Genomic DNA, 25,280 nt, shown 5'->3' with positions numbered 1-25,280 from the left:
GCCTTATCCCTTCTCGCGCGCAATCACGCCGCATGGAGACCACGACGGAGAGCACGTTCCGCGTGCTGGGCGCGGCGCCCGAGCGCGGCGACGACCTCCTGTTGCTCGACCGGGCCGACCACGAGCCCGTGCGGGTCGCCGCAGCCGGCTACGACGACCTCGCGGACGACGTGGACGCGCTCCGCCCCGGGTACCTCGTCGACGCGACGCTCGCGTGGGACGACGGCGACGCCCGCTTCGTCGACCTCGACGTCCGCAAGCGCACGCTGTTCTCGTACGCCGACGCCGTCACGGGGCTCTTCGAGGCCGCCCTCGACACGATGGAGCAGGCCCACCAGGACGGCGCGAGCGTGCAGGGCCGCCCGACGTTCAGCGCGGACGGCGAGCCAAACGGCGCGGTCTACGCGTTCGCCGAGCAGTCCGGCGAGCGGGACGTCTTCGAGGAGATTCGCACGGGCGCGCTCCCGCTGGAGCCGCTCGTCGACCGCCTCGACCAGGAGGAGGACTGCGACCACGAGGTGTTCGTCTTCCGGCCGCTCGAACACGACTTCGTCGTCGTCTACCTCGTGTTGCACAAGCACTCGGTGCTCGCCGACACCGTCCGGGACACCTACGACTGCCCCCGTCCCTCGGAAGCCTGACGCGAGCGGGCGCCCGGTACATAAACCCTGTCCCGCGTTCTACGGCCGTTTTACCCAACCGAACTACTAATAGTCGGACAGTCGACAGTCCCGACGCTGGTCCCCGCGAGCCTCCATCGGTGCTGCGGCGTAGCGACAGCGCTGCCGGGACTGGCAGCCACACATGAACGCACGAACGATCACCGCCGTCGCGCTCACCGCCGTCCTCGTCGTCTCGGCAGCGGGCGCGACCGCACTCGCACAGCCGAACAGCCCCGCCGCCGACTCGACCGCGACCCCCGACGCGTCCGGGTCCGGGACCGCACAGTCCCAGTCGGACGGCGAGACCAACTACACGCGACTGTACGTCGACGACCAGTACCGGAACGTCCGCCTCCAGCCCGGGGGGAGCGAGACCGTCACGATAACCGTCGAGAACGGCGAGGACGAGGCCGTCGAGCTCTCGCCGGAGCTGTTCGTGCCGCCGCGCGGCGAGCGGCCCGTGAAGTCCGAGTGGGTGTCCATCGAGGCCTCGGACCTCGAGCTCGACGCCGGCGAGGAGCGCGAGTTCGACGTCACCGTCTCCGTCCCGGACGACGCCGAAATCAACCGGTACGCCGGCGAAATCGCGCTCACGGACGAGCGGATTTCGTATCCCGGCCGTCCCGAACAGCCCGTCAACGGCGTCACCCTGAACGTCGAGGTCTGGCAGGAGCCCACGGTGCGCGTCGTCTCGGACACGTACATGCACTCCCAGGTGCAGGCCGGCGACTCGTTCACCCGCGAGTTCGTCGTGAAGAACACCGGCGAGCAGGCCGTCCCGGTGAACCCCGAACTCGTCACCGGGGACCGCTACCGGCCGTACGATGACCGCGACGCGCTCGACCGCTCGTGGGCCGACATCGACGCGCCCGGCGAGATAGATCCGGGCGAGACGGAGACGATCGAGGTCACTGTCACGCCGCCCGACGACGCGGACCGCGGCGACTACCGCGCAGAGCTCGACCTCGGCCTGAAGGACCCGGCGCGCCCCGAGCGCTCCTCGCACTGGCAGCGCGTCAGCGTCAGATTCCAGGTGTGGACCCAGCCCGAGGAGCCCTTCGAGACGGCCTTCGAGGTGAACGAGGACGCCGAGAACGTGACCCTGGACGTGTCCGCGAGCCGCTACCGGAGCGCGGACAGCGACCCGGCGAGCTTCGACGTGACGTTCGTCGCGCCCGACGGCACCGAAGTCGACGCCGAGCGCGTCAGCGTCACGAACCGCGGTAGCGTCGACCTCGGCGGCGCGCGCCAGCGCGCGTCGTCCGACGGCACGTACGCCAGCGGCGGCGAGAGCCAGACGTTCGAGTACCGGCTCGACGACCCCGAGGCGGGGTCGTGGTCGGTGAGAATCATGCCGGAGAACGCGATGCAGTTCTCCTACGAGATCACGCGCGACGAGCGCGACTGACGCTCCGTGGCCCGTCCGGGCCGCTGCTACCCTTCTTCCGCGAGCCGAACCAGGTCCGCGAGCGTCTCGTTGACCGGCGCGGCGATTCCGTGGTCGGCCGCTCGGCGCGCGAGTTCGCCGTTCAGCGCCTCGATTTCCGTCCGCCCGCCGCGCTCTGTGTCCTGCCGCATCGACGAGCGGTTCGTCGCCGTGCGCTCGGCCACCTCGCGCGTGCGCTCGACGACGTCGTCGGGGACTCCGACGCCCTCCGCGCGAGCGACCGCGACGCCCTCCTCGACGGCCCGGCGGAGCACGCGCTCGCCGCTCTCGGTGTCGACGAGCGCGCCGTTCGGTACGCGCGCGAGCGCCGTCGCCGCGTTGATGCCCGCGTTCACGAGCACCTTCGTCCACACCGCCGACTCGGCGTCCTCCACGACTGTCGTCTCGATGCCGGCCGCGGTCAGGCACTCCGCTGCGGCCGTGACGCCCGCGTCGTTGGCCGCGAAGTACCGTCCGATAGTGGTGTTCCCGCGGCCAGCGTGACGGACGCGTCCGGCCCCTTCGAGCGTCGCGCCGTGGCTCGTCGTGCCCGCAATTACGCGCTCCCGCGGGACGTGCTCGGCGGTGGTCTCGGCGTTTCCGAGGCCGTTCTGGAGCGTGAGCACGTCCGCGCCGTCGAGGTGGGGCGCCACGCTCGCGACCGCCTCGTTGGTGTCGTAGCTCTTCACGCAGACGACGAGGAGGTCGGCGTCCGAGGCTGCGGCTCCGTCGGTCGCGACGTCCAGCGGGACCGTCTGCTCGCTACCGTCCGGACGAGCGATTTCGAGTCCCCGGTCGCGGACGCGCTCGACGTGGTCGCTGGCCCGGCCGAGCAGCGTCACGTCCGCGCGCGTACCGGCTAGCGACCCCGCGAGCAGCGATCCCAGCGACCCCGCGCCGAGCACGACGACTCGCATGGCCGGCGGTAGGACGGGTGCTGGTAAAGCCTCCCGGGGTTCGGTGGGTCTTTGGACGCGGCCCGCGGCGAGAGGAGTATGGGCCTCCGCGACGCCGCCCCGCCGCTGGCCGCCGCCGCCCTCTGGGGCGGCATGTACGTCGTCAGCAAGTGGGGGTTCGCGTCCGTACCGCCGTTGACGCTGTCGTTCTTCCGCATCGCCGTCGGCGCCCTCGCGCTCTACGCCGCGCTCCGCGTCGCCGGCACGTCGGCCTCGTTCTCCAGTCGCGACCGCCGCGGCTTCCTGCGGCTTGGCGCGTGGGTGGCGCTCACGCTCGCGACCCAGTTCGTCGGCACCGACCTCACGACCGCCAGCCAGGGGTCGCTGCTGACGATGGTGACGCCGGTGTTCACGCTGCTGCTCGGCGTGACGATGCTCGACGAGCGATTGACGTGGCGGTCGACGTCCGGGATGGTGCTCGCGGGCGTCGGCACCGCGCTCGTCGTCGTCGGCCAGTACGGGCTCTCCATCGGCGGCGGGAGCGCGCTCGGCGTCGCCGTCCTGTTCGTCGCGAGCGCGGCGTGGGCGGCGTACACCGTCGACGGCGCGCGCCTCGTCCGCAAGCACGGCGCGCTCGTCGCCGCGACGTACAGTTCGCTCGCCGCCGTCCCAGTGCTCGCCGTGCTCGCCGCGATCGAGCTCGCGGTGACGGGCGCGTCCGTGCCGTTGACGCCGGGCGTCGTGGGCGCCGTCGCGTACCTCGGTATCGCGAGCACGGCGGCCGCGTGGTTCCTCTGGTACCGCGGCATCGAGCGCACCACGGCGACGGTGGTCGCGGCGTGCTTCTTCGCGCAGCCCGTGGTCGGCGGCGCGCTCGGCGCACTCCTCCTGGGGGAGTCACTCGGTCCGGGGTTCGCCGTCGGCGGCGCGCTGATGGGCGTCGGCGTCGGCCTCGTGAGCACCGCACGGACGGGGTAGGGCGTGCGGCAATCCTTTTGTAGCCCGGCCGCTTCTCCGCGAGACATGGACGACCGGCGCGGCCAGCTGCTGCTCGTCGCGGGCCTCGGGCTCGCGCTCGCGTTCGTGGTGCTCGCGCTGGTGTTGAACGCGGTCGTGTTCACGGAGAACCTCGCCACGCGGAACCACGCCGAGACCGACGACGTGGTCGGCCACGAGCGCGCCGTCGAGGCGGGCGTCGGCGGCCTGCTCGCGGAGACGAACGCGTACAACGACAGCGACGACGCGAGCCTGGAGAGCGCGCTGAACGCGAGCGTCGCGACGTGGGACGCGAACGCGTCGCTGCTCGCGGCGAGCGGCGGCACGGTCACGCACGCGGAAGTCGTGAGCACCGAGCCGGGGACCCGTATCGCGCAGTCCGACGAGCGGAACTTCTCGAACGCGAGCGGCGTCGGCGACTGGACAGCCGCGGCGGACGTCGAGGAGACGCGGCGGTTCGAGATGGTCGTCACGCCGACGAGCAGCGACCCGCTGACCGTGAACGTCTCCGACGGCGCGACGGAGTGGCGCGTCGAAATCGCGGACGCCGGGTCGGACACGGTCGTGGAAGTCAGAAACGAGACGAGTCCGCTCGCGTCGGAGACCGTCGCGTCGGACACTGTCGCGGTCGACGTCACCGAGGGCACAGTGAACGGGACGCGGGTTCCGGGGTGGACGTTCGCCGAGAACGTGAGCGCGGGCTACGACGTCCGAATCGAGAACGGTGGGGAGGCGGGTGGGAAGTACGGGTTCATCGTGAAAAACGCGAGCGTCGACGGCGACGACTACGAGGCCCCCGAGAACGGCTCGCCGACGACGGCGCCCGCGCTCTACCGCGCGAACGTGAGCGTCGCGGTCCAGAACGACCGCGTGACCTACGAGACGAACGTCTCCGTGGCGCCGGAGGGCTCGCCCGCCGCGGCGCCGTGGACGAGTCCCGCAGAGTAGCCCGAAAAACTTACTCGGAGGCGAGTGGCAAGTTTCGCTCCTCCCTAGGCGTTGAAATACCCGCGCCCGGAGTAACGTGGTATGGAATTGCACGGCAGAGACGTCCGGGAGGACGTCCGCGAGCTCGGCGCGACGCTCGGCGACGCGATGCACGCACACGAGTCCGCGGCCGCCTACGACGCCGTAGAGGCGGCGCGCACAGCCGCAATCGACTACCGGCGCGGCGACAGCGACGACCGCGAGGCGCTCCGCGAAGTCGTCGCGAACGCCGACGTGGACGGCTACGAGGAGCTCTCGCGGGCGTTCGCGGGCTACTTCGAGCTCGTGAACCTCGCGGAGGAGCGCGAGCGCGTCCGCGCACTCCGGCGCAGCGGCAGCGAGGGAACGCTCTCGGACAGCGTGGCGGGCGCCGTCGACGCGCTCGCCGAATCGGGCGCGAGCGCCGACGAGGTCGCGAGCGTGCTCGACGACGTGCGCGTCGTCCCGACGTTCACCGCCCACCCGACCGAGGCCCGCCGGAAGACCGTCAAGGCTCACCTGCACCGCATTCGCGAACTGCTCGAAGGGCTGGACGAGCGACGGCTCACGCCCCGGGAACGGGAGCGCGAGTGGCGCCGCATCGAGGCGAACGTCGAGGCGCTGTGGACGACGCGGCGGGTCCGCGAGCGCCAGCCGACGCCGTTCGACGAGGCCCGGGACGTCCAGTTCTACCTCGCGAACGCGGTCTACGACGTCGTCCCCGAGGTGTACGAGGAACTCGACCGCGCGCTCGCGGAACGCTACGACGACCCGCCCGAGGTCCCACAGGTGCTGTCGTTCCGGTCGTGGGCGGGCTCCGACCGCGACGGCAACCCCTACGTCACCACCGAGACGACGGAGCGCGTGCTCGACCGGCAGCGCCGGCTCGTCACCGAGCGCTACGTCGACGACCTGGACGACCTGCTCGGCGCGCTCTCGATGGACGGTACGCGCGTCGATAGCGAGGCTGCCGCCGACCTGCTCGACGCTGCTCGTGATGACGTGCCACGGGTCGTCGAACAGGTCGCCGAGCGCTACCCGGACGAGCTGTTCCGGCAGGTCGTCGCCGTGGTCCGCGAGCGCGTCGACCGCGTGACCGACGTGCGGCCGGGCGGCTACGAGGACGCCGAGCGCCTGCTCGGCGACGTCCGCGCGCTCGAAGTCGGCCTCCGGGACGCGGGCCTCGGCAAGGTCGCCGACGAGCACGTCGCGCCGCTCGCCCGGCGCGTGGAGACGTTCGGCTTCCACCTCGCGGCGCTGGACCTCCGCGACCACCGCGAGAAGCACACGCACGCCGTCGGCGAGGCGCTCGCCCGCGAGGGCGTCGACTACGCCGGGATGAGCGAGGACGAGCGCGTCGAGTTCCTCACCGAGGCCGTGCTGCAGGACGAGCCCGTGCTGGACCTCGGAGACACCGAGGACGTAGACGACGAGACGGCGCGCGTACTCGGACGCTTCGACGCGCTCGCGGACTGGCACCGCGAGTACGGCGTCGACGCCATCGACGCGTACTGCATCAGCATGACCGAGGAGCCGAGCCACGTGCTGGAGGTCGTCTTCCTCGCCGACCAGGCGGGCGTGCTCGCGCTGCCCGACCACGCCGGCCTCGACGTCGTTCCGCTCCTCGAAACGCGGTCGGCACTGTCGAACGCCCGCGACATCTTGGGGACGCTGTTCGAGAACGACGCCTACGGCGCGCTCGTGGAGGGTCGCGGGGGGACCCAGGAGATCATGCTGGGGTACTCGGACTCCAACAAGGAGAACGGCTTCCTCGCGGCGAACTGGCAGCTCGACCGCGCGCAGCGCACCCTCGCCGCCATCTGCGAGGACCACGGCGTCGACGTCCGGTTCTTCCACGGCCGGGGCGGCTCCATCTCGCGGGGCGGCGGCCCGATGAACGAGGCGCTGCTCGCGCTTCCGAAGGAGACGGTCGCGGGCGACGTGAAGTTCACCCAGCAGGGCGAGTCCATCGCGGAGACGTACGGCAACCCCCGCATCGCGGAGCGCGAACTCGAACAGATGCTGAACGCCCAGGTACGGGCGCGGCACGCCGCCGTCGCCGAGGACGACCCGGACGTCCCCGACGAGTGGGTCGACGCGATGGCGGAGATGGCCGAGGCCGCCCGCGAGGCGTACCGCGACCTCCTCGACTCCGAGGGGTTCGTCTCGTACTTCGAGGCGGTGACGCCCATCGACGTCGTCGAGGACCTCAACCTCGGGTCCCGGCCCGCCTCGCGGACGGGCGAGCGCGCCGTCGAGGACCTCCGCGCGATTCCGTGGGTGTTCTCGTGGACGCAGACGCGGTGCGTGATTCCGGGCTGGTACGGCCTCGGCGCGGGGCTGGCGGCCTGCGACGACGACGTGCTCCTCGCGGAGATGTACGAGGAGTGGCCGTTCTTCCGCACGACGCTGGACAACGCCGCGCTGTCGCTCGCGCGCAGCGAGCCCGAGATCACCGCGGAGTACGCCGCGCTGGCGCCGGACGACCTCCGCGAGCGCTTCCAGCCGCGCATCGACGACGAGTACGAGCGCGCCCGCGAGGCGGTGCTGTCGGTGACGGGCCGCGACGACCTCGTCGACCGCGCGTGGCTCCGCGAGAGCCTCGACCGCCGGAACCCCTACGTCGACCCGCTGAACTTCCTGCAGGTGGAGCTGCTCGACCGCGACGACCGCGGCCCGACCGCCGAGCGCGCGCTCCGGCTCTCCGTGATGGGTGTCGCGGCGGGCATGCAGAACACTGGCTGAGCGGAGGGCAGCCGGGTGCGGAGCCCGCCGACTTCCGTGGCCTTAACCGCGCGACCCGCCTTCGACTCGCCAAATGCCGCCAGCGATACGCACCGACGACCTCGTGAAGGAGTACGGGGACGTGCGGGCGCTCGACGGCCTCTCGCTGTCCGTACCCGAGGGGTCCTTTTTCGGGCTGCTCGGGCCGAACGGCGCGGGGAAGACGACGTTCATCGAGACGCTCGTGGGGCTCGCGCGCAAGACCAGCGGGACCGCCGAAGTGTTCGGCCACGACGTCGAGGACGACTACCGTGAGGCCCGCGACGCCATCGGGCTCGCGCCCCAGGAGTTCAACGTCGACCGGTTCTTCCCCATCCGAGAGGTCCTGATGCACAAGGCCGGCTACCACGGGATCTCCGACGAGGAGGCCGCAGAGCGCGCCGCCGAAGCGCTCGAAACCGTGGGGCTGGACGGGAAAGCCGAGACCCGCTTCGACTGGCTCTCCGGCGGGATGAAGCGCCGGTTCATGCTCGCGCGGGCGATGGTCACGGACCCCGACCTGCTCATCCTCGACGAGCCCACCGCCGGGGTGGACGTGGAGCTCCGCCACGACCTCTGGGACGTCATCAGCGGACTGAACGACGACGGCACCACCATCCTCCTCACCACGCACTACATCGAGGAGGCCGAACGGCTCTGCGACCAGGTCGCCATTATCGACTCCGGGCGCAAAGTGACGGTCGCGACCCCCGACGACCTCACCGAGCGCGGCACCGACGAGGTGACGCTCACGCTCGACGCCGCGCCCGCGGGGACTCCCGCAATCGAGGACGACCGAATCGACAACGTCGTCGCGGACGGCCAGACCGTCACGCTGCGCGCGAGCAGCGGCAGCGAGGCCGTCCCGGTCGCGGTGCGCCAGCTGGAGGCTGCCGGCCACCGCGTCGAGGACGTGAACGTCGCGCGCACCAGCCTCGAAGACGTCTTCGTGGACATCACGCGCACGAGCGGCGACGCAACCGACGGCAGCAGCGGGGACCACGACGGCGACGAGAGCGAGAAACAGGAGGTGGCGCCGTGAGGTTCTCGACGGGGCTGAAGGCGCTGACGCGCCGCGAGATCCTGCGCTTCGTGCGGCGGCCGTACAACACGTTCCTGCCGCCGTTCGTCACGAACGTCCTCTACTTCAGCGTGTTCGGCGTCATCCTCGGCGCGCGCATCAGCGACATCGGCGGCGTCCCCTACATCCAGTTCATCCTCCCCGGGCTCGCGGTGCTGGGCGCCGTCTCGAACGCCTTCGAGAACGCCTCCTTTTCCATCTTCCACGGCCGCTGGAACGAGTACATCGACGAGGCGCTCACCAGCCCGATGGCGTACTGGGAGATGGTGATCGCGTACGTCGTCGCCTCGGCGCTGCGCGGCATCCTCATCGGCATCCTCATCGGCGTCATCGGCGCGCTGTTCACGCCCGTCCGGACGCTCGCCCACCCGTTCTACGCGGCGGCGTTCCTCGTCGTCATCACGACGCTGTTCGCGGCGTTCGGCGTGGTCGGCGGCCTCGCCGCGGAGGACTGGGACCACCTCACGGTGCTCAACCAGTTCATCCTCCGGCCGCTCGTGTTCTTCGGCGGCGTGTTCTACTCGCTGGACGCGCTCTCGGGGCTCGCACGCGCCGCGAGCTACCTGAACCCGATGGTGTACATGGTCAACGGCGTGCGCTACGGCATCATCGGCGTCTCCGACATCCAGCCGGACACCGCGCTCGTCGTGCTCTCCGCGCTCACCGTCGCCGTCGTCGCAGTCGACATCTGGCTGTTCCGTCGCGGCTACGGCCTCACCGACTAGCTTTTCCCCGCGGTCGCCGTCGCTTCCCGCATGCCGAGCGACCGCGCGTTCGCCGCCAGCACCGTCGCGGTCGGTCTCGTCGCGCTCGCACACGCAGCGTTCACGTGGCCGACGGCCGCCGTCCTCGCGTTCTTCGGGGGCGGCGCCGCTATCGCGTTCGTCGCCGAGGCCGCCGTCGTCGACGCGGGCTGGCTCGAACACCACGTCGGCCCCAAACTGCTCGGGGTGCCGCTGTACGTCCTGTTCGGCTGGACGGGCGCCGTCTACGTCGCGTTCCGCGCCGCGCTGCTCGTCACCGAGGGCTGGCCGGCGGTCGCGCTCGCGGCCGTGCTCGCCACGGGCTACGACGTGCTCGTCGACCACCGCGGCGTCGCCGAGGGCCACTGGACGTACACCGACAGTTTACCGGGGCCGCGCGTCCGCGACGTGCCGTGGTGGAACTTCGCCGGCTGGCTCGCGATTAGCGCCGCCACGGCCGGGCTCGCGAACGTCGTGCTGTAGAAGGAGTTACGCCGACAGCAGGACGGTGTCGCCGTCCTCTTCGACGTCGACCTCGTAGCCGAACTCCCCGAGGAGGTCGATGCACGTCTCGACGTGCGAGGTCACTTCGGGCGCGCGAATCTCACCGCCCGCGAGCGCGACGAACGGCAGCAGCTGGTCGGCGAGGTACTCGTCAACCGCGGCGTCGCCGTCCTCGAACGCCTCGAAGCGCTCGACGGCGTTCTCGCCGACGGTCTCGGGCTCGACGCCCATCTCGCCGAGCTCCGCGAAGCCCGCGTTCGAGTGCTCGTACTCCGCCGCGAGCACGAACGCCGACCCCGAGCAGTCCGCGGCCGTGTACTCCGTGTTCACGGTCGCGTCCTCGGGCGCGGCCTCGGCCTGGCGCTCGGCGACGTCGTCCTCGTCCTCGGACTCCTCGGCGACGGAGTACGCGGTCAGAGACTCGCGCTCGCCGCGCTCCGTGAGGTCGAACGAGTCGAGCGTGGAGGGTTCGATAGTGAGTGTCGCCTTCCCGCCGCCGCGCGGGTAGAAGCCGCGTCGGTCGAGGTCTACGTCCGCTTCGAGGCCGTGGGCCTCCAGTACGGGGAGCTTGACGTGCCGGAAGTAGTCGAACGGCGGCGCCCACTTCGCGTCCGTGCCGCCTTCGAGGCGCGCCGTGAACGACTCGTCGAGCGCGACGGCGGCCGGGAGCAGCGCGTCGAAGACCAGCGGGACGCTGCCAGCCGTACCGACCTCCACGGAGACGCTGCCGCCGAGGACGCCCTGTTCTTCCTCGTCGAGGTCTTCGTCGAGGTCCTCGCCGGGCTCGAAGGTGAACGACTCGGAGCCGACCTCGACGCCGCCTGTCTCGGCGTTGCAGACGGCCGCGACGGCCTCGATCGCCGCGCAGTGCTGGGCCTGCAAGCCCGGGTTCGCGCGAGCGCGCCGGACGTGTCGCATCCGGAACGGTTCGCCTGTGACCGCGGACAGCGAGAGAGCAGTACGGACGAGCTGGCCGCCGCCCTCTCCCCCGTCGAGAATGTTCATATTGGTACGAGACGGCCGGACGACAAAAGGGATTCGTCACCCAGACGAGTCGCCACAGTTACGGCCCTCCCGCCCGCAGCATCCGACATGAGTGCCGACGAGCCGGGTTTCGACGAGTCGGCGTGGCGCGAGCGCGTCCGCGAGTTCCGCGCGGAGAAAGACGAGTTCTTCGGCGAGCACCCGCAGTCGCCGATTCCGGTCGGCGACCGCGAGCGCTTCGACGGCCTCGCGTACTTCGAGCCGGACCCCGACTACCGCGTGGTCGCGCGGTTCGGCCGCGCGCAGTCCACGGAGACCGTCTCCCTGGAGACGACGCAGGGGCCGTCCGCGGAGTACGAGCGCGTCGGCGTGCTCGGGTTCGACCTCGCGGGCGAGCACCGCACGCTCGCCGCGTTCCGCGTCGAGGGCGAGGACTCGCTGTTCGTGCCGTTCGCCGACGAGACGAACGGCGACGAGACGTACCACCGCGGCCGCTACCTCGACGTCGACGCCGCGGACGCCGAGCAGGGCGACGACGTCGTCGTGGACTTCAACCTCGCGTACAACCCCTTCTGCGCGTACGCCGACCAGTTCGCGTGTGCGCTCCCGCCGGCGGACAACCGCCTCGACGCGGCCGTCGACGCGGGCGAGAGAGCCTACGAGAGCTGAGCGCGAGCCGTCGGCTACGTCGGGAGCAGCGTGAAACGTCGCGAGCTGCGGCTAGGCAGCGTGAAAACGTGAAAAACGCCGTCGGAACGCACCACCAGTGACCGGCTCGGGTCGCCTTACGCGGCGACTTCCGTGGCTTCGAGCAGCTCCTGGTAGCGGTTCCGGATGGTGACCTCGCTGACGTCCGTGACGTCGCTGACCTCGCTCTGGGTCACCTTGTGGTTGGTGAGCAGGCTGGCGGCGTAGATGGCCGCGGCGGCCAGTCCGACCGGAGACTTCCCGCTCGTGACGCCGTCCTCCTTCGCGTTGTCGAGGAGTTCGCGGGCGCGGCGCTCGACCTCGTCCGGGAGGTCGAGCTCGGACGCGAACCGCGGCACGTAGCTCGCGGGGTCGGCGGGCGCGACTTCGAGGCCGAGCTCGCGGACGATGTAGCGGTACGTGCGCTTGAACTCCATCGCGTCGATGCGGCTGACGTTCGCGACTTCGTCGATCGAGCGCGGCGTCTGCATCTGGCGGGCGGCGGCGTACAGCGCGCTCGTGGCGACACCCTCGATGCTGCGGCCGGGGAGGAGGTCCTCGCTGAGGGCGCGGCGGTAGATGACCGACGCCGTCTCGCGGACCTCCTTCGGGAGGCCGAGCGCCGAGGACATGCGTTCGATCTCGCCGAGCGCCTGCTTGAGGTTGCGCTCCTTGCTGTTCCGGGTGCGGAAGCGCTCGTTCCACTTGCGGAGGCGCTGCATCTTCTGGCGCTGATTGCTGGACAGCGAGTTGCCGTACGCGTCCTTGTCCTGCCAGCCGATGTTCGTCGACAGCCCCTTGTCGTGCATCATGTTCGTCGTCGGGGCGCCCACACGGCTCTTCTGGTCTTTCTCGTTGGAGTTGAACGCGCGCCACTCCGGCCCGCGGTCGATGCTGTCCTCCTCGATGACGAGGCCGCAGTCCGCACAGACGGACTCCCCGTGCTCCTCGTCGTTGACGACGCGGCCGCCACACTCGGGGCAGCTGACGGTCTCGTCGTTCGAGGTCTCTACCTCGGTCTCTGTCTCTTCGTCGGTCCGCGTTCGGTCACTGGAGTACGTTCGGATTGTGGTGTCACTCATGATGGTGGTGGAGAGCCGGGTCGGAGGGCGACGGCAGTCTCTACCCGGCTTACTGTACTACTGGATAGGAGCGACACATACTTAAACTTTTCGCGGTTTTGCGTACTATTGACACACTCTCAGATAGCTCTACAGGCCAGAAGGAGCGACAATTTCCTACTTTTGGGCTAACCTAACTATTTATCGTCGGTAACCGGAGGGTAGGACGTGTAGTAAAAAGGGTTTCGGTGGTACGGCGTGTCACGGCCTCCGCGTCCGGCGTATTTTGTATCCGGCGCCCTCACTGGAGAAACCTTTAACCCGGCTGACTATCGATACAGCACAGAACCCTCCCACGCCATGACTGACGACGGGGCTCGCGTGCTGGTGGTCGACGACGACGAAGCGCTCACCGACGTGTACGCCGCGTGGCTGGCCGAGCGGTACGCCGTCGAGACCGCCACCACCGGCGAGGCCGCCCTGGAGACGCTCGACGAGCGGGTCGACGTCGTGCTGCTCGACCGGCGGATGCCCGGGCTCTCCGGCGAGGAAGTCCTCGACCGCATCCGGCGCGCCGGGTACGACTGCCGGGTGGCGATGGTCACGGGCGTCCGCCCGAGCACGGACGTCGTCGAACTCGGCTTCGACGAGTACCTCGTCAAGCCCGTCGAGCAGAGCGAGCTCCACGATGTCGTCGACACGCTGCTCGACCGCGCGACGTACGACGACCGACTCCAGGAGCTGTACTCGCTCGCCTCGAAGCGCGCGCTCCTCGAATCCGAAGCCGAGGACGGCGACGTCGAGCTCGACGAGTCCTACCAGGAGGTCGTCGCGCGCATCCAGGAGCTGCGCGACCGAATCGACGACACCGTCGACGGCTTCGGGTTCGACGACTTCCGCGTGGCGTTCCGCGACGTCCCCGACGCGAACTGCAGGGTCGACTGATTCGGCGCCCGCCTCGGAATCACGGGCTGCCGGCCGGAGTGGGACAACACTTACAGCGGACGCTACACGCTGTCAGAACGACAATCATGAGCGGTGGCCGCGAGGGCGCGACCGTGCTCGCCGTCGACGACCTGCGGGACTACCTCGACGTCTACGAGCACCGGCTCGGCGACCGGTACGACGTCCGGACCGCAGCCGGCGGCGAGCGCGCGCTCGAAGCCGTCTCCGCGGACGTCGAGGTCGTGCTCCTCGACCGCGACATGCCGGACGTCTCCGGCGACGAGGTGCTCGAACGCATCCGGGAGGCGGGCTACGACTGCCGGGTGGCGATGGTGACGGCGAACGAACCCGACGAGGACGTCGTCGGGCTCGGCTACGACGCGTACGTCCAGAAGCCCGTGTCGGGCGAGGAGCTCACCGGCGTCGTCGAACGCCTGCTAGCGCTGTCGGCGTACGCGGACGCGGTGGAGGCGTTCCACGAGGCCTGCGAGCGGCGCGCCGGGGGCGAGAATGGGGCTGCCGAGCGCGTGCGGGAACTCCGCGAGCGCGTCGACGACATCGCGGACGGCTTCGACGAGCGGGACTACCGCGTCGTGTTCCGGGACCTCCGGTAGCTACTCGCCGAGCGACTCCGCGATGGCCGAGAGGCTGTCGTCCGGCGGGTCCGGCGCCGCGTACGTCGCGGACTCGCCGGGCGCGCGCACGCCGTACTTGAATCCGGGTTCGACGACGTCGACGTGGACCGAGCGACCCGCTTCGAGCGGGCCCGCGTCCAGCCACGCGGCGAGCCGGTTCGTCGCGCTCCCGGGGTCGCGGGCCAGCGACGGCGAGTCGTACGCGCCGCGAATCACGGGTTCGCCGCTGTCGGTGTGGCGGAGCTGGGCGTGGTACTCGCTGCCGTCGACGACGACGCGGACGACGTCACCGTCCGGAAAGTCGGCGGCCGCGTCCGCGGGCAGCCGGAGTTCGTGGCGCCGCGTGCCGCCGGCGCGCGCGACGGTCCCCGTCACCGTCTCGACGGTCTCCTCGGAGACGTAGTCGGGCATACGCGGACTGAGGTCGCTCGCGCGTAAAAGCCGGTCGGCTACGCGGGGCTGTGCCGGTACCGCTGGACGGCAGCGGCGGCCTTGACGACGCCGCCGAGCAGCGCGGTGCAGGCCGCGAAGATGATGGTGAACCAGATGCCGATGGAGAGCAGGAGCTCCAGGTTCGGGCCGTCGACGAGCCGGCGCGTCCCGACGCCCGCTGCGAGCACGACCGCGTAGAACGCGGCGACCTTCACCGGGACCGCGTAGCGTTCGAGGAGCCGTCCGATGGCTGCGGTGTCGCCTGCCTCCGCGTCGCGGTACGCGTGGTCCGAGTCGAACCGGGACATCTCGTCTCCGAACGGAACAGTCGACGACGGAAGACGGTTGGGGCGAGTTGTGCGCGCCGGCGTAGTTACAAACTACAGACGAACGCCCCCTGCAAGCAGGCGGCGATCGAACCGCCACGTTCCGTCCGCTAAGCGCGGCGGTTCGCCGTCGCTCACGACGCCGTCTCGAACTCCCGCGGCTGGGAATCCTGACACGAGCGACGAGCCGCCGGGGCGAGCGCGCAAAGAGTGGGCTTTTGGTGGCGCCGTCCGAACTGCCGGGTATGGACGCGCCGATACCGACGCCGACGGACGAGGCCGGCGGGAGCCGGCGGCGCGCGTTCCTCGCCATCCTCCCGTTTCTCCTGCTGGGCATCGCGGACGTCGTTCTGCTGCTGATCTGGGGGCTGAACCCCCTGTGGGGGTTCGTCATCCTCCCGCCGATTCTGTTCATCAGCGTGCTCGGCTGGATCGCGTTCAAGACCGGGTTCGTGAACGACCGCGGCACCGCCGACCAGGGCTGACCGCGGCTTCGTGTAACAGCAGAAACGTTAAGCCCGGCGTCCGGGAGAAACGACGTATGGGAGTGGTCGCTGGCGCGCTGTACGGCGTCCTCGGTGTCGCGCTGGTCGCCGCGGGGCTGTGGCTGCGCGACCGGGAGGCGATGGACGCGGTGCCGCTGTACGACGCCGACGCGGCGGCCGACCCCGCGGCGCTGGCCCGCGTGCTCGGGCTGTCGCTGTCCGTTTTCGGGTTGTTGACGCTCGCGTTCGGCGCGCTGGAGACGTTCGACTGGACGAGCAGCGCCGTCGTGGGAGCGTACGCGGTCGCGGTGCTCGGCGTCGCGTTCGCGACGGCGAGGAAGTCCCGGCAGTACGAGTAGTCAGGCGTCCATCCGCTGGCCGTCTACGTACGTCTCCTCGACGCGCCGGACCGCCGAGATGTCCGCCAGCGGGTCGCCGCCGAGGACCGCGAAGTCCGCGCGGGCGCCCTCGGTGAGCGTGCCGACGTCGTTCCGGGGGAGCGTGCGCGCGGCGACCCGCGTGCCCGCCTGGAGCGCGTCCATCTCCGAGAACCCGATCTCCTCGACGAGCAGCTCCATCTCCAGGGCGTTCTCGCCGTGCGGGACCAGCTCCGGCCCCATGAAGTCCGTGCCAGCGGCGACCGCGGCGTTCGCCTCGTACGCGCGCTCGACGGCCTCGACGTGGGCTTCGCGGGCCTCGCGGGCTTTCTCCAGGCCCCACTCGGGGACGCCGTACTCGTCGCCGCGCTCCGTGATGCGGTACATGATCGAGAGCGTCGGGACGAACGTGCCGCCGCACTCCTTCAGGAGGTCGATGCAGTCGCCGTCGAGGTAGAAGCCGTGCTCGACCGTCGAGACGCCGTTCCGGAGCGCTGCTTCGATGCCCGCGGTCCCCTGGGCGTGGGCGGCGGTCTGGACGCCCGCGCGGTCGGCCTCCCGGGTCATCGCGCGAATTTCGTCGTCCGTGAACTGCCGGCTGTCCGGGGCGTCGCGCTCGCTCAGCACGCCGCCCGTGGTCATGATCTTCAGGCAGTCGACGCCGTCCCGCACGCGCTTGCGGGCCTCCCGACGGCACTCGTCGGTGCCGTCCGCGAGCGTGGACAGCGGCGTGCCGTCCGCCACCCACTCGTGCGGGAGGCCGTGGACGTCGCCGTGGCCGCCCGTCTGAGAGATAGCGCGACCGCTCGTGAACACGCGCGGCCCCGTGACTTCGCCCTCGCGGACCGCCTCGCGGAGGCCGGGCCCGACGGTGCTGCCGAGGTCGCGGACGCTCGTGAACCCGGCGCGGGCCAGCGACCGCAAGTCAGCCGTGGCGCGCGCGGCGGCCAGCGAGTCCGGTGTGGTCGTCCAGTCGGCGACGTCCATCGAGCGGGCGCCCTGCAGGTGGACGTGGGCGTCGACGAACCCCGGGACGACGGTCGACTCCGGGAACTCGACGCGGTCGGCCTCGGGCGGCGCGTCGACGCCCTCGCGCGGGCCGGCCGCCGCAACCGTGCCGTCGTCGTCGACGACGAGGCGGGCGTCGTCGAGGGCCTCGTCGCGGCGGCCGTCGACGAGTCGTGCTGCGTCGAACACTCTCATGTCGGCTGCTTCGCACGCCACGAGGAAAGCGTTACCCTCGGCTTACGCCGAGATGCGGGCCACGCCGAGCGCGTCGAGCGCGTCGTCGACGAGCGCCGCGTCGTACGTCCAGAAGCCGTAGAAGCCGTCCTCGCGCTCGGTCGCGAGCAGCGCGCACGCCTGCCGTGGGTCGTCGCCGCCGTCGAAGACGACGAACCACGACGACGCGACGTCGGGAATCGCGGCACCGTGGAACGTGACGCCGTCGGGCACGTCGACGGTCGCGTCCGGGAGGCCGTAGACGTGGACGTCGAGGTCCGTGGCGGCGAGGCGGGCGTAGGTGTCGCGTTCGCCCGCGAAGTTCGACGCGCGCTGGAAGCCCGCGTACAGGCGGCCGTCCCGCGTGCGCCACGCGCGGTCCTCGATTTCGCGGGTGGCTTCGAGCATCTGGCGGCGGCTGTACGAGGTGAACGTCGTGCGGTCGAGGCGCGAGAGCAGCCGGCTGTACGCCGCTTCCTCGCCGACGTCCCGTGGGGACCCGTCGGTCAGCGACCGGAGCGCGTCGATGCCGACCGCGGTGAGGAACTCGCCGTCGTCCGAGAGCACCGCGTGCTCGGGGTCGCTGCCGGCGTCGGCGTCCTCGATGGCGACGTTCTGGGACGCGAAGTACTCCCGGAGCTCCGGCACGACGCTCGTGCCGGGGTTCGTGTACACCGTGAGCGTCTTCTCGCGCCCCCGGACCGTCGCGACCACCTCGCGGAGGCTCATACTCCGAGCGTCCGCCCCCTCGTACAAAGACGTTCGGCTGCCGTGTGCTAGCCCGGATCACCACGGTATTTAAGCGACGAGGGCGAGCGCGGTGACACATGGAGCGCGCCATCGCAGTCGTCGACGCGTCCGACTCCGCGAAGTCCCTCGTCCGGGAGGCGGGCGAGCTCGCAGCGGGCGTGGACGCCGAGCTACTGCTGGTCCACGTGACCACCGACGACGAGTACGCCGAGCGCCGCGAGTCGATGATGAGCGTCCCGAGCCTCGACGTCAACTACACCGTCGACGAGGCACTCGACGGCGCCGAGAAGTACGCGAAGGACGTCGGCCGCGACGTCCTCGACGGTGTCGACGTCGCCTACGAGCCGGTCGGTCGCCTCGGCGATCTGGGCGACGAGGTGCTGTCCCTGGCGGAGGAGCGCGACGCCGACCACGTCTTCGTGGCGGGCCGCAAGCGCTCCCCGGCCGGGAAGGCCATCTTCGGGGACGTCACCCAGCGCATCATCCTCGAGTTCGACGGCGCTGTCACCGTCGTCACGACCTGAGAAGCTCGACCCCCTCGGGCGGGGACGCGATCACTCCGGCGGGTCGACGCCGGGCGGGAGCTCCCCGGGCAGGGAGACGACGTTCCCGCGGCCGAGCTGTATCTTCACGACCTCGCCCTCGTCGGCCATCTCCGAGAGCACGCGGCTGGTCTTGGCCTTCGACCACCCGGTCTCCTCGACGATGTTCGACTGCTGCATCCGGCCGCCGTTGTCCTCGAGGAGCTTCACGACGTGCTCCTCCGCGGAGAGGAACTCCACCGCCACGTCCTCCGTCGACTCCGAACCCCCGGAGCTCCGCCCGGCGTTCTCGCTCTCGGGGCTGGTCGTGGCGGCCGTACCGCCGCTCGACTCGTCGGGCGTCGGGAGCCGAGCCCAGACGTCGACGAGCGAGACGCCGTCGAGACGGTAAGACGCAACGACGTAAGTCGCGGCGAGGGTGGCGACGCCCGCGAGTCCGAGCACCCACAGCGGGATGCGACCGGACTCCTCGGCGCGGACCTCCGCGAGGTCGTTCTGGCCGTCGCCGTCCGTGTCCGGGTCAGTCGGGTCGGTCTGGTAAGTGTTGACTTCCTCGCCGTCGTCGAGGCCGTCGTCGTCCGTGTCCGCCTCGCTCGGGTTCGTGCCGTACGTGTTCACTTCGGCAGCGTCGTCGAGGCCGTCGTCGTCCGTGTCGGGGTCAGTCGGGTCAGTGCCGTGCTCCTCGACTTCGGCGGCGTCGTCGAGGCCGTCCTCGTCGGTGTCGACCTTGTTCGGGTCCGTGCCGTACGTGTTCACTTCGAGGTTGTCCGCGAGGCCGTCGTCGTCCGTATCGCCGCTCGTCGGGTCGGTGTCGTGCTCCTCGACTTCGGCGGCGTCGTCGAGCCCGTCGTCGTCCGTGTCCGGGTTAGTCGGGTCGGTCTGGTAGGTGTTGACCTCCTCGCCGTCGTCGAGGCCGTCGCCGTCAGTGTCCGCCCGCGTCGGGTTCGTGCCGACTTCGAGTTCGCGTGCGTCCGAGAGCCCGTCGTCGTCGGAGTCGGCTGCCGTCGGGTCGGTGTCGTGCTCCTCGACTTCGGCGGCGTCGTCGAGCCCGTCGCCGTCCGTGTCCTCGCTCGTCGGGTCGGTGCCGTACGTCTCGACCTCCTCGCCGTCGTCGAGCCCGTCGCCGTCCGTGTCGGGCACGCGGAAGCTGGACCCGACCTCGACCTCCTGCTCGTTCGTCAGGCCGTCGCCGTCGACGTCGCCGTCCCGCTCGATGACGGTCGCGCCGAACGACGACGCCGCGAGCAACCGCGAGTCCTCCGCCGACCGGAGTTCGACGCGCACCTCCTGCTGGCCGGTGAGCTCCGCCGGCCACTCGGAGACGCCGACCGTGACCGTCGTCGTCCCGTTCGCCGGCACCTGGAAGGACTCGCAGGCCAGCTCCTGGCTCTCGTTGCCGTCGACGGGCTGCGCGACGAGACACGCCCGGCCGCTGCTGTCGTTGCCCGCTCCGGCGACCGTGACGTCGAACTGGTGGGGACCCGAGCGCCACAGCGTCAGCGACGTCTGGTCGTCCGGGACGTCGCTGTCTCCCGTGTACTCGACCGCCTGCACCCCGGGCTGGGCCGCGACCGGTGCCGCCGACCCGGCGACGACCGCGCTCGCGAAGACGAGACACGCCGCGAGCCGGGCGAGCGTTCGTCGGTTCATCTGGCGGCCACCGGGCACGGCGGTCGAGACAGAAGCTCAGTTTCCATGGGCTCTGCCCGACCTACGACCCCCCCACTCGTTATTATACGTCTCGTACTCGTGGTAATGAATGTCGGTTGATACGTAAGCGCGCGTTACTGGCGACCACTCCCAGCGAGCGAGGGCGATCCGAACAGCGTCGTTCCGGCGTCTCCTCGGGACTCGCTCCCCGTCGGCGTCGAAGCGGTCGATTAATCGCCGCCGAAACTGTCGAAACGGTCGCGTCAGGCCCCTGCAGACCCGAAACGTCCGGAACGGGTTAGGGCTTTTACGCGGCTCTCGGCCCCACGTCGAGACGCGTCATGAGATGGACACCATCACGGAAATCGCTCGCGGCAGTGTTCGTCGTCGGACTGCTACTCGTGGCCGGCTGCGCCGGCCCGGGCGGCGACGGCGGTGACGGCGCCGAGAACGGCACAGACGGCGGCGTTGCCGGGACGACTGAAGACGGTATGGGCGCGGGCGACGCGACGACCGAAGGCGACATGACCGAGACGACGACTGAAGCCGGCGCGGACGAGACGACCACCGAGGCCGGCATGAACGAGACGACGACTGACGCTGGAATGAACGAGACCACGACCGAGGACGGCGTGAACGCGACGACTGAAGACGACGCTGCAGGTGTGGGCGACGAGACGACCACTGACGACGGGATGAACGAGACGACCACCGAAGCCGGCACGAACGAGACGACCGACGACGGCGCGGCGGGCGCGCCGGCGGACGACACGAACGAGACCACAGCAGGCGACACGAACGAAACCACCACCGGGGACACTGCCGGCAACGAAACGACTGACGACAACCTCGTCGGCAGCGACACGAACGACAGCAGCGGTAACGAGACGAACGACAGCAGCGGTGTCGGCGACGAGACGACCACCGAGGACGCCGCCGGTAACGAGACGACCACCGAAACCACGGCCTGACGCGGCCCCGCTGGTCCGTCACGCGTAACTCCCCGGAGCACCAGTTTTCTCGCCTCACTGGGAGACTGGCCAGCCGCTGGACTGCAAGTGAGTGTCGGCCATTTCGGCAATAGTGTTATGTGCTATCAAGTACCATACAGCCGTATGCACGAGGCAGCGCCCAGCCAACCAGCGTGGAGTCGGCCCGCGGACGCCACCATCCTGGCGTTCCTCGCGGACCGCGAACCCGAGTACCCCGCCATCGTCGCGAACCGCATCGGCATGCACACGCCGTACGTCGAGTCCCGCTTCGAGGTGCTGGCCGAGCGCGGCCTCGTCGAAGCCGTCACCGGAGAAGTGGTCTACCGGGTGACCGAGCGCGGCGAGCGCGCGCTCGACGCCGGGATCTTGCCCGAGTGAACGGCCCTATACGTCCCCACCCCCAACGCCGTAGTATGAACCACGAGTCCTACCTCCGGGCCGTGGGCCTCCCGGAGTACGCCGACGGCGACACGAGCGCCGCCGAACGCGGCGCGGCGCTCGTCGCGCGCCCCCCGCACGCCACCGTCGACGCCGATACCGTCGAAGACTGCTACGTCTACCCCGTGCCCGAGCTCGGACCGGACGGTTCCTGTGGTGTGGGTCTCGCCGACGAGCCGTACAACCTCGCGCCCATCTGCGGGCTGGAGTACGAGCCCGAGCGCCTCCGCGACCACCCGAACACCGCGCGCCTGGTCGCGCTCGACGAGACCGTCCGCCGGCTCGCCGAGGAGACGAACCCGGACTGGCTCGGCGTCTACCGCCGCGCCACCGACTCCGACGGCGAGGAAGTGCTCGTGAAGGAAGCCTACGTCGGCGACCCCTCGCGCGCCGAGTTCCCGCTCACCGAAGCGTTCGCCGAGCGCTCGAACAACACCACCGTCGGGCTCACTGGCGAGGCCGTGCTCGTCGACGACGTCGAGGAGTACGACGGCCCGTACTACGAGTGCGACGACAGCGTCCGCAGCGAGTTCTGCTGTCCCATCCTCGTCGGCGACGACGTCGTCGGCATCGTCGACGCCGAGGCCCACGAGCCCGACTTCTTCACCGACGAGCGCGTGCTCGCCATCGCCGGGGCGTGCGCCGCGCTCGCCGACTCGGACCTCCTCACACCGCCCCGCGTCGAGGCGTGAGCGAAGCGGCGCTGCTCGTTCTCGCCGACGGCGTGGCCACCGGGCTTAATACAGTACCGACCGACGCTGTAAGCAGGACGATGGACGACCTCACCGGCTTCCAGCGCGACCTCCTCGCCGTCACGGCGGGACTGGACGAACCGAACGGCCTCGACATCAAGGCCGAACTCGAACAGTACTACGAGGCGGACATCAACCACGGCCGCCTCTACCCGAACCTCGACACGCTCGTCGAGAAGGGGCTCGTGGAGAAGCGCCAGCGCGACGAGCGCACCAACGAGTACGCGCTCACGCAGCGCGGCGACCGCGAGCTGCGCGCGCGCCGCAAGTGGGAGAACCGATACGTCGACGAGGCCGTCGAGGAACTGGACGACGAGCACCTCCTCCTCGCGAACTGAATGGACCTCGTTGACGCCGTCGACGCCGAGGGGGTCGTCTGCGCGGTCGGCGCGGGCGGGAAGAAATCGCTCCTGTACGCGCTCGCGGGCCGCGTCGAGCGCGCCGCAGTCACCGCGACCGTCCGCATCCCGATCTTCGACGAACACGTCTCGCGGGTCGTCGTCACCGACGACCCGGCGACCGTCGTCCGCGAGACCGCGGAGTGGCCGGTCGGGGTCGTCCCGGAGCGCGAGCGCGAGGACCGGTACCGCGGCTACGAGCCAGCGGAAATCGCGAGTCTCGCCGACGCGGGCGCTGACGCCGTGCTCGTGAAGGCCGACGGCGCGCGCACCCGCCGCGTGAAGGCGCCAGGCGATCACGAACCCCAGATTCCGGGGTGCGCGGACGTCGTGGTGCCGATTGCGAGCGTGCGGTCGGTCGGCGAGCCGCTCGACGAGGGCGTCGCCCACCGTCCCGAGCGCGTCGCAGCCATCACCGGCCGCTCCGTGGGCGACGAGATCCGTGCCGAGGACGTCGCGACGGTGCTCGCCCACTCCGACGGTGGGATGAAGGGAATCCCGGAGGGAGCCACGGTGATTCCGCTCGTGAACATGGCCGACGACGCCGCGCTCGTCGAGACAGCCGAGGAGATCGCCGCGGGCGTCCACGAGCGCGCGGACGTGCCGAAGGTCGTCGTCACCTCGCTGAAAGCTGACGACCCGGTGAAGCGCGTCGTCTCGCCGTAGCCGTTACCCCGTCGTCGTGTTTCTCACGCGGAACGAAGCCCGCAGCGGCGACTCTAGCGCCCGTGCCGGCCGACACACGTGTCAACGAAGGAAAGTGTGTGGGTGTTTATGTGCCGTTCATCACTTACAGACAGTATGGGGACCGAACTGCTCGACCGGCAGGAGAGCTTCCAGTCGCTGGTCGACCACCTCGACGGCGTCGCGGTCTGGTTCACGTCCGGACGGGACCGATTCGACTACATCAGCGACGGGTTCGAGGAGATCTGGGGCATCCCGGCCGAGGAAATCGAGGACGACCCGTCGCGCCTCGTGGAGACGATTCACCCCGACGACCGCGAGCGCGTTCGCGCGAACATGGAGCAGTCCGACCCGGACGAAATCGCGAACTCGTACGAGGGCCGCATCGTCCGGCCGGACGGGTCGGTGCGGTGGCTGCAGAACCAGCAGATTCCGGTCCGCGACGACGACGGCAACGTCTCCACGGTCATCGGCATCTCGACGGACATCACCGAGCAGAAGCGCCGCGAGAACGAGCTGGACGCGCTCAACCGGATTCTCCGCCACGACATCCGCAACGACGTCAACGTCGTGCTCGGGTGGGCGGACCTGCTCGGAGACCACGTCGACGACGAGGGCCGACCCTACCTCCAGCGGATCGTGACCGCGGGCAGACACGTCCACGAACTCACGGAGGTCGCCGGCGAGTACGCGCAGACGGTGACCGACGACGGCGACCTCGACACGCACCCGGTTTCGCTCCGCGAGACGCTCCGGCACGTCGTCGAAGTGCGGCGCGAGTCGTTCCCGGAGGCCGAGTTCGTCGTCGACGGCGAGATCCCGGACGTCCGGGTGACGGCGAACGAGCTGCTCGGCTCCGTCTTCCGGAACCTCCTGAACAACGCGGTCCAGCACAACGACAAGGACGACCCCGTCGTCGAGATTCGCTGCGAGACCACTGACGACACTGCCACGGTACACGTCGCGGACAACGGCCCGGGAGTCCCCGCCCACCAGAAGCAGTTGGTCTTCGAGCAGGGCGAGCGGGGTCTCGGCAGCACGGGCACCGGGATGGGCATGTACCTCGTCCGGACGCTGGTCGACCAGTACGACGGCGAGGTCGAGATCGAGGACAACGAGCCGACGGGCAGCGTCTTCTCGGTCACGCTCCCCAGAGCGGCCTGACTCGTTCAGTCCGACCAGTCCGGGAGAGCGAAGCGACTACTCCCGGGTGAACCGCTCAGCCGCGTCCCCGATGGCCTCGCGGGTGTTGAGATTCTCGAAGGAGTCGAGGTCGCCGGCCGCCGCCACGTCGGGCTCGGGAACGGCGGCCCAGTCCAGCGATTCGAGCGGCGCGAGGATCTTCCGGTCGCCGCGTTCGAGGGCGTCTTCGCAGGCGGCGGCCATCGCGTCCGCGCGGTAGACCGCCTGCGTCGTCTGGTACCAGCCGTCGTCCATCTCGGGGACGGCGGCGTCCCGACCGGCGGCGCGGTCGAACAGCAGGTCGACGACCGCGGGGTCGACGAACGGCATGTCGCAGGCGACGACGAGCGCGTACTCGCCGCGGGCTTCGCGGAGCCCGGCGGCGATGCCCGCCATCGGACCCTCGTCGGGCTCCGGGTCCTCTGCGACCCGGACGGGGTTCGGGTAGCCGTCGAGGGCAGCGCGGTGGGCCTCGCGCTGGTCGTCCCGGCAATTCACCACGAGCTCGTCGGTGGCGTCGGCGAGGCGGTCGGCGACCCGGCGGAGCATCGGCGTGCCGGCGAGGTCCGCCAGCGCCTTGTCGCCGTCGCCGTAGCGGGTCGAGCGGCCGCCCGCGAGCACGACTGCAGAGCGCACGAGGGAACGTCGGCTCGCCAGTCGCTTGAACGCTCCGGAGCGGCAACGCTTAACCCCACGCAACCG

29 protein-coding genes are annotated in these 25,280 nt (G+C 70.4%); 20 read left to right on the top strand and 9 right to left on the bottom strand.

Annotated elements, in window-relative coordinates; all coding sequences use genetic code 11:
• Positions 1–32 precede the first annotated feature (32 nt).
• Both G9C83_RS05975 and G9C83_RS05970 read left to right on the top strand, forming a co-directional pair.
• The gene (locus G9C83_RS05975; protein WP_167245183.1) at positions 33–641 is read left to right on the top strand and encodes a DUF6663 family protein; all 609 of its coding nucleotides are present in this window, start codon (positions 33–35) and stop codon (positions 639–641) included.
• Between the two features lie 163 nt (positions 642–804).
• Entirely contained in the window at positions 805–2,070 is a 1,266-nt protein-coding gene (locus G9C83_RS05970) for a hypothetical protein (RefSeq protein WP_167245182.1), read from the top strand.
• A 26-nt stretch (positions 2,071–2,096) separates the two neighbouring features.
• Here the strand turns inward: G9C83_RS05970 and G9C83_RS05965 are convergent, their stop codons facing one another.
• Positions 2,097–3,005 carry a ketopantoate reductase family protein gene (locus G9C83_RS05965; protein WP_167245181.1) on the bottom strand — a complete coding sequence of 303 codons (909 nt, stop codon included), beginning with the start codon at positions 3,003–3,005 and terminating at the stop codon, positions 2,097–2,099.
• Between the two features lie 78 nt (positions 3,006–3,083).
• Here G9C83_RS05965 and G9C83_RS05960 point away from each other — a divergent pair, with 78 nt between their 5' ends.
• From G9C83_RS05960 to G9C83_RS05935, 6 genes are all read left to right on the top strand, one after another.
• Positions 3,084–3,962 (top strand): DMT family transporter, encoded by an 879-nt coding sequence (locus tag G9C83_RS05960; protein WP_167245180.1) that lies wholly within the window; start codon positions 3,084–3,086, stop codon positions 3,960–3,962.
• 45 nt (positions 3,963–4,007) lie between these two features.
• Positions 4,008–4,928 (top strand): hypothetical protein, encoded by a 921-nt coding sequence (locus tag G9C83_RS05955; RefSeq protein ID WP_167245179.1) that lies wholly within the window; start codon positions 4,008–4,010, stop codon positions 4,926–4,928.
• An 81-nt stretch (positions 4,929–5,009) separates the two neighbouring features.
• A complete protein-coding gene (gene ppc, locus G9C83_RS05950; RefSeq protein WP_167245178.1) occupies positions 5,010–7,691 on the top strand; it encodes a phosphoenolpyruvate carboxylase in 2,682 nt (893 codons plus the stop codon).
• Positions 7,692–7,764: 73 nt separating this feature from the next.
• Positions 7,765–8,751, top strand: a complete 987-nt coding sequence (locus G9C83_RS05945; RefSeq protein WP_167245177.1) for an ABC transporter ATP-binding protein — start codon at positions 7,765–7,767, stop codon at positions 8,749–8,751.
• Entirely contained in the window at positions 8,748–9,515 is a 768-nt protein-coding gene (locus G9C83_RS05940; RefSeq protein ID WP_167245176.1) for an ABC transporter permease, read from the top strand. Before G9C83_RS05945 ends, G9C83_RS05940 begins: the two co-directional genes overlap by 4 nt.
• Positions 9,516–9,545: 30 nt before the next feature.
• Positions 9,546–10,016, top strand: a complete 471-nt coding sequence (locus G9C83_RS05935) for a carotenoid biosynthesis protein (protein ID WP_167245175.1) — start codon at positions 9,546–9,548, stop codon at positions 10,014–10,016.
• A gap of 6 nt (positions 10,017–10,022) precedes the next feature.
• Here G9C83_RS05935 and rtcA read toward each other — a convergent pair whose 3' ends face one another.
• Complete coding sequence (gene rtcA, locus G9C83_RS05930) at positions 10,023–11,042, bottom strand: RNA 3'-terminal phosphate cyclase (RefSeq protein ID WP_167245174.1); 1,020 nt, start codon at positions 11,040–11,042, stop codon at positions 10,023–10,025.
• Positions 11,043–11,129: 87 nt separating this feature from the next.
• Here rtcA and G9C83_RS05925 point away from each other — a divergent pair, with 87 nt between their 5' ends.
• Positions 11,130–11,690, top strand: coding sequence for a DUF1684 domain-containing protein (locus G9C83_RS05925; RefSeq protein ID WP_167245173.1), 561 nt, complete (start codon positions 11,130–11,132; stop codon positions 11,688–11,690).
• Between the two features lie 116 nt (positions 11,691–11,806).
• Here G9C83_RS05925 and G9C83_RS05920 read toward each other — a convergent pair whose 3' ends face one another.
• Positions 11,807–12,790: a transcription initiation factor IIB gene (locus G9C83_RS05920; protein WP_167245172.1), complete on the bottom strand. Its 984-nt coding sequence runs from the start codon at positions 12,788–12,790 to the stop codon at positions 11,807–11,809.
• A 339-nt stretch (positions 12,791–13,129) separates the two neighbouring features.
• Between G9C83_RS05920 and G9C83_RS05915 the strand changes: the two genes are divergently transcribed.
• Both G9C83_RS05915 and G9C83_RS05910 read left to right on the top strand, forming a co-directional pair.
• Complete coding sequence (locus tag G9C83_RS05915; RefSeq protein WP_167245171.1) at positions 13,130–13,714, top strand: HalX domain-containing protein; 585 nt, start codon at positions 13,130–13,132, stop codon at positions 13,712–13,714.
• Between the two features lie 86 nt (positions 13,715–13,800).
• A complete protein-coding gene (locus G9C83_RS05910) occupies positions 13,801–14,328 on the top strand; it encodes a response regulator (protein ID WP_167245170.1) in 528 nt (175 codons plus the stop codon).
• On the opposite strand, the gene G9C83_RS05905 is transcribed toward G9C83_RS05910, so the two are convergent.
• Complete coding sequence (locus G9C83_RS05905; protein WP_167245169.1) at positions 14,329–14,760, bottom strand: hypothetical protein; 432 nt, start codon at positions 14,758–14,760, stop codon at positions 14,329–14,331. It abuts the gene before it with no gap.
• A 38-nt stretch (positions 14,761–14,798) separates the two neighbouring features.
• The gene (locus tag G9C83_RS05900; protein WP_167245168.1) at positions 14,799–15,089 is read right to left on the bottom strand and encodes a hypothetical protein; all 291 of its coding nucleotides are present in this window, start codon (positions 15,087–15,089) and stop codon (positions 14,799–14,801) included.
• A 263-nt stretch (positions 15,090–15,352) separates the two neighbouring features.
• Here G9C83_RS05900 and G9C83_RS05895 point away from each other — a divergent pair, with 263 nt between their 5' ends.
• Entirely contained in the window at positions 15,353–15,592 is a 240-nt protein-coding gene (locus tag G9C83_RS05895; protein WP_167245167.1) for a hypothetical protein, read from the top strand.
• A 56-nt stretch (positions 15,593–15,648) separates the two neighbouring features.
• The gene (locus G9C83_RS05890; protein ID WP_167245166.1) at positions 15,649–15,951 is read left to right on the top strand and encodes a hypothetical protein; all 303 of its coding nucleotides are present in this window, start codon (positions 15,649–15,651) and stop codon (positions 15,949–15,951) included.
• Here the strand turns inward: G9C83_RS05890 and G9C83_RS05885 are convergent, their stop codons facing one another.
• Positions 15,952–17,172, bottom strand: coding sequence for an amidohydrolase family protein (locus G9C83_RS05885; protein WP_167245165.1), 1,221 nt, complete (start codon positions 17,170–17,172; stop codon positions 15,952–15,954). It lies immediately after the preceding gene.
• A gap of 42 nt (positions 17,173–17,214) precedes the next feature.
• Positions 17,215–17,919, bottom strand: a complete 705-nt coding sequence (locus G9C83_RS05880; protein WP_167245164.1) for a DICT sensory domain-containing protein — start codon at positions 17,917–17,919, stop codon at positions 17,215–17,217.
• A 98-nt stretch (positions 17,920–18,017) separates the two neighbouring features.
• On the opposite strand from G9C83_RS05880, the gene G9C83_RS05875 reads away from it, so the two are divergent.
• Positions 18,018–18,464 carry a universal stress protein gene (locus tag G9C83_RS05875; RefSeq protein WP_167245163.1) on the top strand — a complete coding sequence of 149 codons (447 nt, stop codon included), beginning with the start codon at positions 18,018–18,020 and terminating at the stop codon, positions 18,462–18,464.
• A gap of 30 nt (positions 18,465–18,494) precedes the next feature.
• On the opposite strand, the gene G9C83_RS05870 is transcribed toward G9C83_RS05875, so the two are convergent.
• On the bottom strand, positions 18,495–20,132 hold the full coding sequence (locus G9C83_RS05870; RefSeq protein ID WP_167245162.1) for a MarR family transcriptional regulator: 1,638 nt from the start codon (positions 20,130–20,132) through the stop codon (positions 18,495–18,497).
• 341 nt (positions 20,133–20,473) lie between these two features.
• Between G9C83_RS05870 and G9C83_RS05865 the strand changes: the two genes are divergently transcribed.
• The 6 genes from G9C83_RS05865 (at position 20,474) to G9C83_RS05840 (ending at position 24,560) form a co-directional block, all read left to right on the top strand.
• Positions 20,474–21,103 (top strand): hypothetical protein, encoded by a 630-nt coding sequence (locus G9C83_RS05865; protein ID WP_167245161.1) that lies wholly within the window; start codon positions 20,474–20,476, stop codon positions 21,101–21,103.
• 144 nt (positions 21,104–21,247) lie between these two features.
• Positions 21,248–21,502, top strand: coding sequence for a DUF2250 domain-containing protein (locus tag G9C83_RS05860; RefSeq protein ID WP_167245160.1), 255 nt, complete (start codon positions 21,248–21,250; stop codon positions 21,500–21,502).
• Between the two features lie 35 nt (positions 21,503–21,537).
• Positions 21,538–22,254, top strand: a complete 717-nt coding sequence (locus G9C83_RS05855; RefSeq protein ID WP_167245159.1) for a GAF domain-containing protein — start codon at positions 21,538–21,540, stop codon at positions 22,252–22,254.
• A gap of 80 nt (positions 22,255–22,334) precedes the next feature.
• Positions 22,335–22,652 carry a helix-turn-helix transcriptional regulator gene (locus G9C83_RS05850; protein WP_167245158.1) on the top strand — a complete coding sequence of 106 codons (318 nt, stop codon included), beginning with the start codon at positions 22,335–22,337 and terminating at the stop codon, positions 22,650–22,652.
• Positions 22,653–23,378 carry a selenium cofactor biosynthesis protein YqeC gene (gene yqeC / locus G9C83_RS05845; RefSeq protein WP_167245157.1) on the top strand — a complete coding sequence of 242 codons (726 nt, stop codon included), beginning with the start codon at positions 22,653–22,655 and terminating at the stop codon, positions 23,376–23,378. It begins immediately after the preceding gene.
• Positions 23,379–23,513: 135 nt separating this feature from the next.
• A complete protein-coding gene (locus G9C83_RS05840; protein WP_167245156.1) occupies positions 23,514–24,560 on the top strand; it encodes a PAS domain-containing sensor histidine kinase in 1,047 nt (348 codons plus the stop codon).
• A gap of 36 nt (positions 24,561–24,596) precedes the next feature.
• On the opposite strand, the gene G9C83_RS05835 is transcribed toward G9C83_RS05840, so the two are convergent.
• Positions 24,597–25,214: a molybdenum cofactor guanylyltransferase gene (locus G9C83_RS05835; protein WP_167245155.1), complete on the bottom strand. Its 618-nt coding sequence runs from the start codon at positions 25,212–25,214 to the stop codon at positions 24,597–24,599.
• Positions 25,215–25,280 lie beyond the last annotated feature (66 nt).

It is taken from the genome of Halobacterium sp. R2-5, from assembly GCF_011734195.1.
GTDB lineage: Archaea > Halobacteriota > Halobacteria > Halobacteriales > Halobacteriaceae > Halobacterium.
The sequence above is the reverse complement of the archived record's forward strand: the minus strand, read 5'-3'. Positions and strand labels throughout refer to the sequence as shown.

Coding starts and splice junctions, on each gene's coding strand:
- G9C83_RS05975 (WP_167245183.1), top strand. CDS start 33: ATGGAGACCACGACGGAGAGCACGTTCCGCGTGCTGGGCGCGGCGCCC.
- G9C83_RS05970 (WP_167245182.1), top strand. CDS start 805: ATGAACGCACGAACGATCACCGCCGTCGCGCTCACCGCCGTCCTCGTC.
- G9C83_RS05965 (WP_167245181.1), bottom strand. CDS start 3,005: ATGCGAGTCGTCGTGCTCGGCGCGGGGTCGCTGGGATCGCTGCTCGCG.
- G9C83_RS05960 (WP_167245180.1), top strand. CDS start 3,084: ATGGGCCTCCGCGACGCCGCCCCGCCGCTGGCCGCCGCCGCCCTCTGG.
- G9C83_RS05955 (WP_167245179.1), top strand. CDS start 4,008: ATGGACGACCGGCGCGGCCAGCTGCTGCTCGTCGCGGGCCTCGGGCTC.
- ppc (WP_167245178.1), top strand. CDS start 5,010: ATGGAATTGCACGGCAGAGACGTCCGGGAGGACGTCCGCGAGCTCGGC.
- G9C83_RS05945 (WP_167245177.1), top strand. CDS start 7,765: ATGCCGCCAGCGATACGCACCGACGACCTCGTGAAGGAGTACGGGGAC.
- G9C83_RS05935 (WP_167245175.1), top strand. CDS start 9,546: ATGCCGAGCGACCGCGCGTTCGCCGCCAGCACCGTCGCGGTCGGTCTC.
- rtcA (WP_167245174.1), bottom strand. CDS start 11,042: ATGAACATTCTCGACGGGGGAGAGGGCGGCGGCCAGCTCGTCCGTACT.
- G9C83_RS05925 (WP_167245173.1), top strand. CDS start 11,130: ATGAGTGCCGACGAGCCGGGTTTCGACGAGTCGGCGTGGCGCGAGCGC.
- G9C83_RS05920 (WP_167245172.1), bottom strand. CDS start 12,790: ATGAGTGACACCACAATCCGAACGTACTCCAGTGACCGAACGCGGACC.
- G9C83_RS05915 (WP_167245171.1), top strand. CDS start 13,130: ATGACTGACGACGGGGCTCGCGTGCTGGTGGTCGACGACGACGAAGCG.
- G9C83_RS05910 (WP_167245170.1), top strand. CDS start 13,801: ATGAGCGGTGGCCGCGAGGGCGCGACCGTGCTCGCCGTCGACGACCTG.
- G9C83_RS05905 (WP_167245169.1), bottom strand. CDS start 14,760: ATGCCCGACTACGTCTCCGAGGAGACCGTCGAGACGGTGACGGGGACC.
- G9C83_RS05900 (WP_167245168.1), bottom strand. CDS start 15,089: ATGTCCCGGTTCGACTCGGACCACGCGTACCGCGACGCGGAGGCAGGC.
- G9C83_RS05895 (WP_167245167.1), top strand. CDS start 15,353: ATGGACGCGCCGATACCGACGCCGACGGACGAGGCCGGCGGGAGCCGG.
- G9C83_RS05890 (WP_167245166.1), top strand. CDS start 15,649: ATGGGAGTGGTCGCTGGCGCGCTGTACGGCGTCCTCGGTGTCGCGCTG.
- G9C83_RS05885 (WP_167245165.1), bottom strand. CDS start 17,172: ATGAGAGTGTTCGACGCAGCACGACTCGTCGACGGCCGCCGCGACGAG.
- G9C83_RS05880 (WP_167245164.1), bottom strand. CDS start 17,919: ATGAGCCTCCGCGAGGTGGTCGCGACGGTCCGGGGGCGCGAGAAGACG.
- G9C83_RS05875 (WP_167245163.1), top strand. CDS start 18,018: ATGGAGCGCGCCATCGCAGTCGTCGACGCGTCCGACTCCGCGAAGTCC.
- G9C83_RS05870 (WP_167245162.1), bottom strand. CDS start 20,132: ATGAACCGACGAACGCTCGCCCGGCTCGCGGCGTGTCTCGTCTTCGCG.
- G9C83_RS05865 (WP_167245161.1), top strand. CDS start 20,474: ATGAGATGGACACCATCACGGAAATCGCTCGCGGCAGTGTTCGTCGTC.
- G9C83_RS05860 (WP_167245160.1), top strand. CDS start 21,248: ATGCACGAGGCAGCGCCCAGCCAACCAGCGTGGAGTCGGCCCGCGGAC.
- G9C83_RS05855 (WP_167245159.1), top strand. CDS start 21,538: ATGAACCACGAGTCCTACCTCCGGGCCGTGGGCCTCCCGGAGTACGCC.
- G9C83_RS05850 (WP_167245158.1), top strand. CDS start 22,335: ATGGACGACCTCACCGGCTTCCAGCGCGACCTCCTCGCCGTCACGGCG.
- yqeC (WP_167245157.1), top strand. CDS start 22,653: ATGGACCTCGTTGACGCCGTCGACGCCGAGGGGGTCGTCTGCGCGGTC.
- G9C83_RS05840 (WP_167245156.1), top strand. CDS start 23,514: ATGGGGACCGAACTGCTCGACCGGCAGGAGAGCTTCCAGTCGCTGGTC.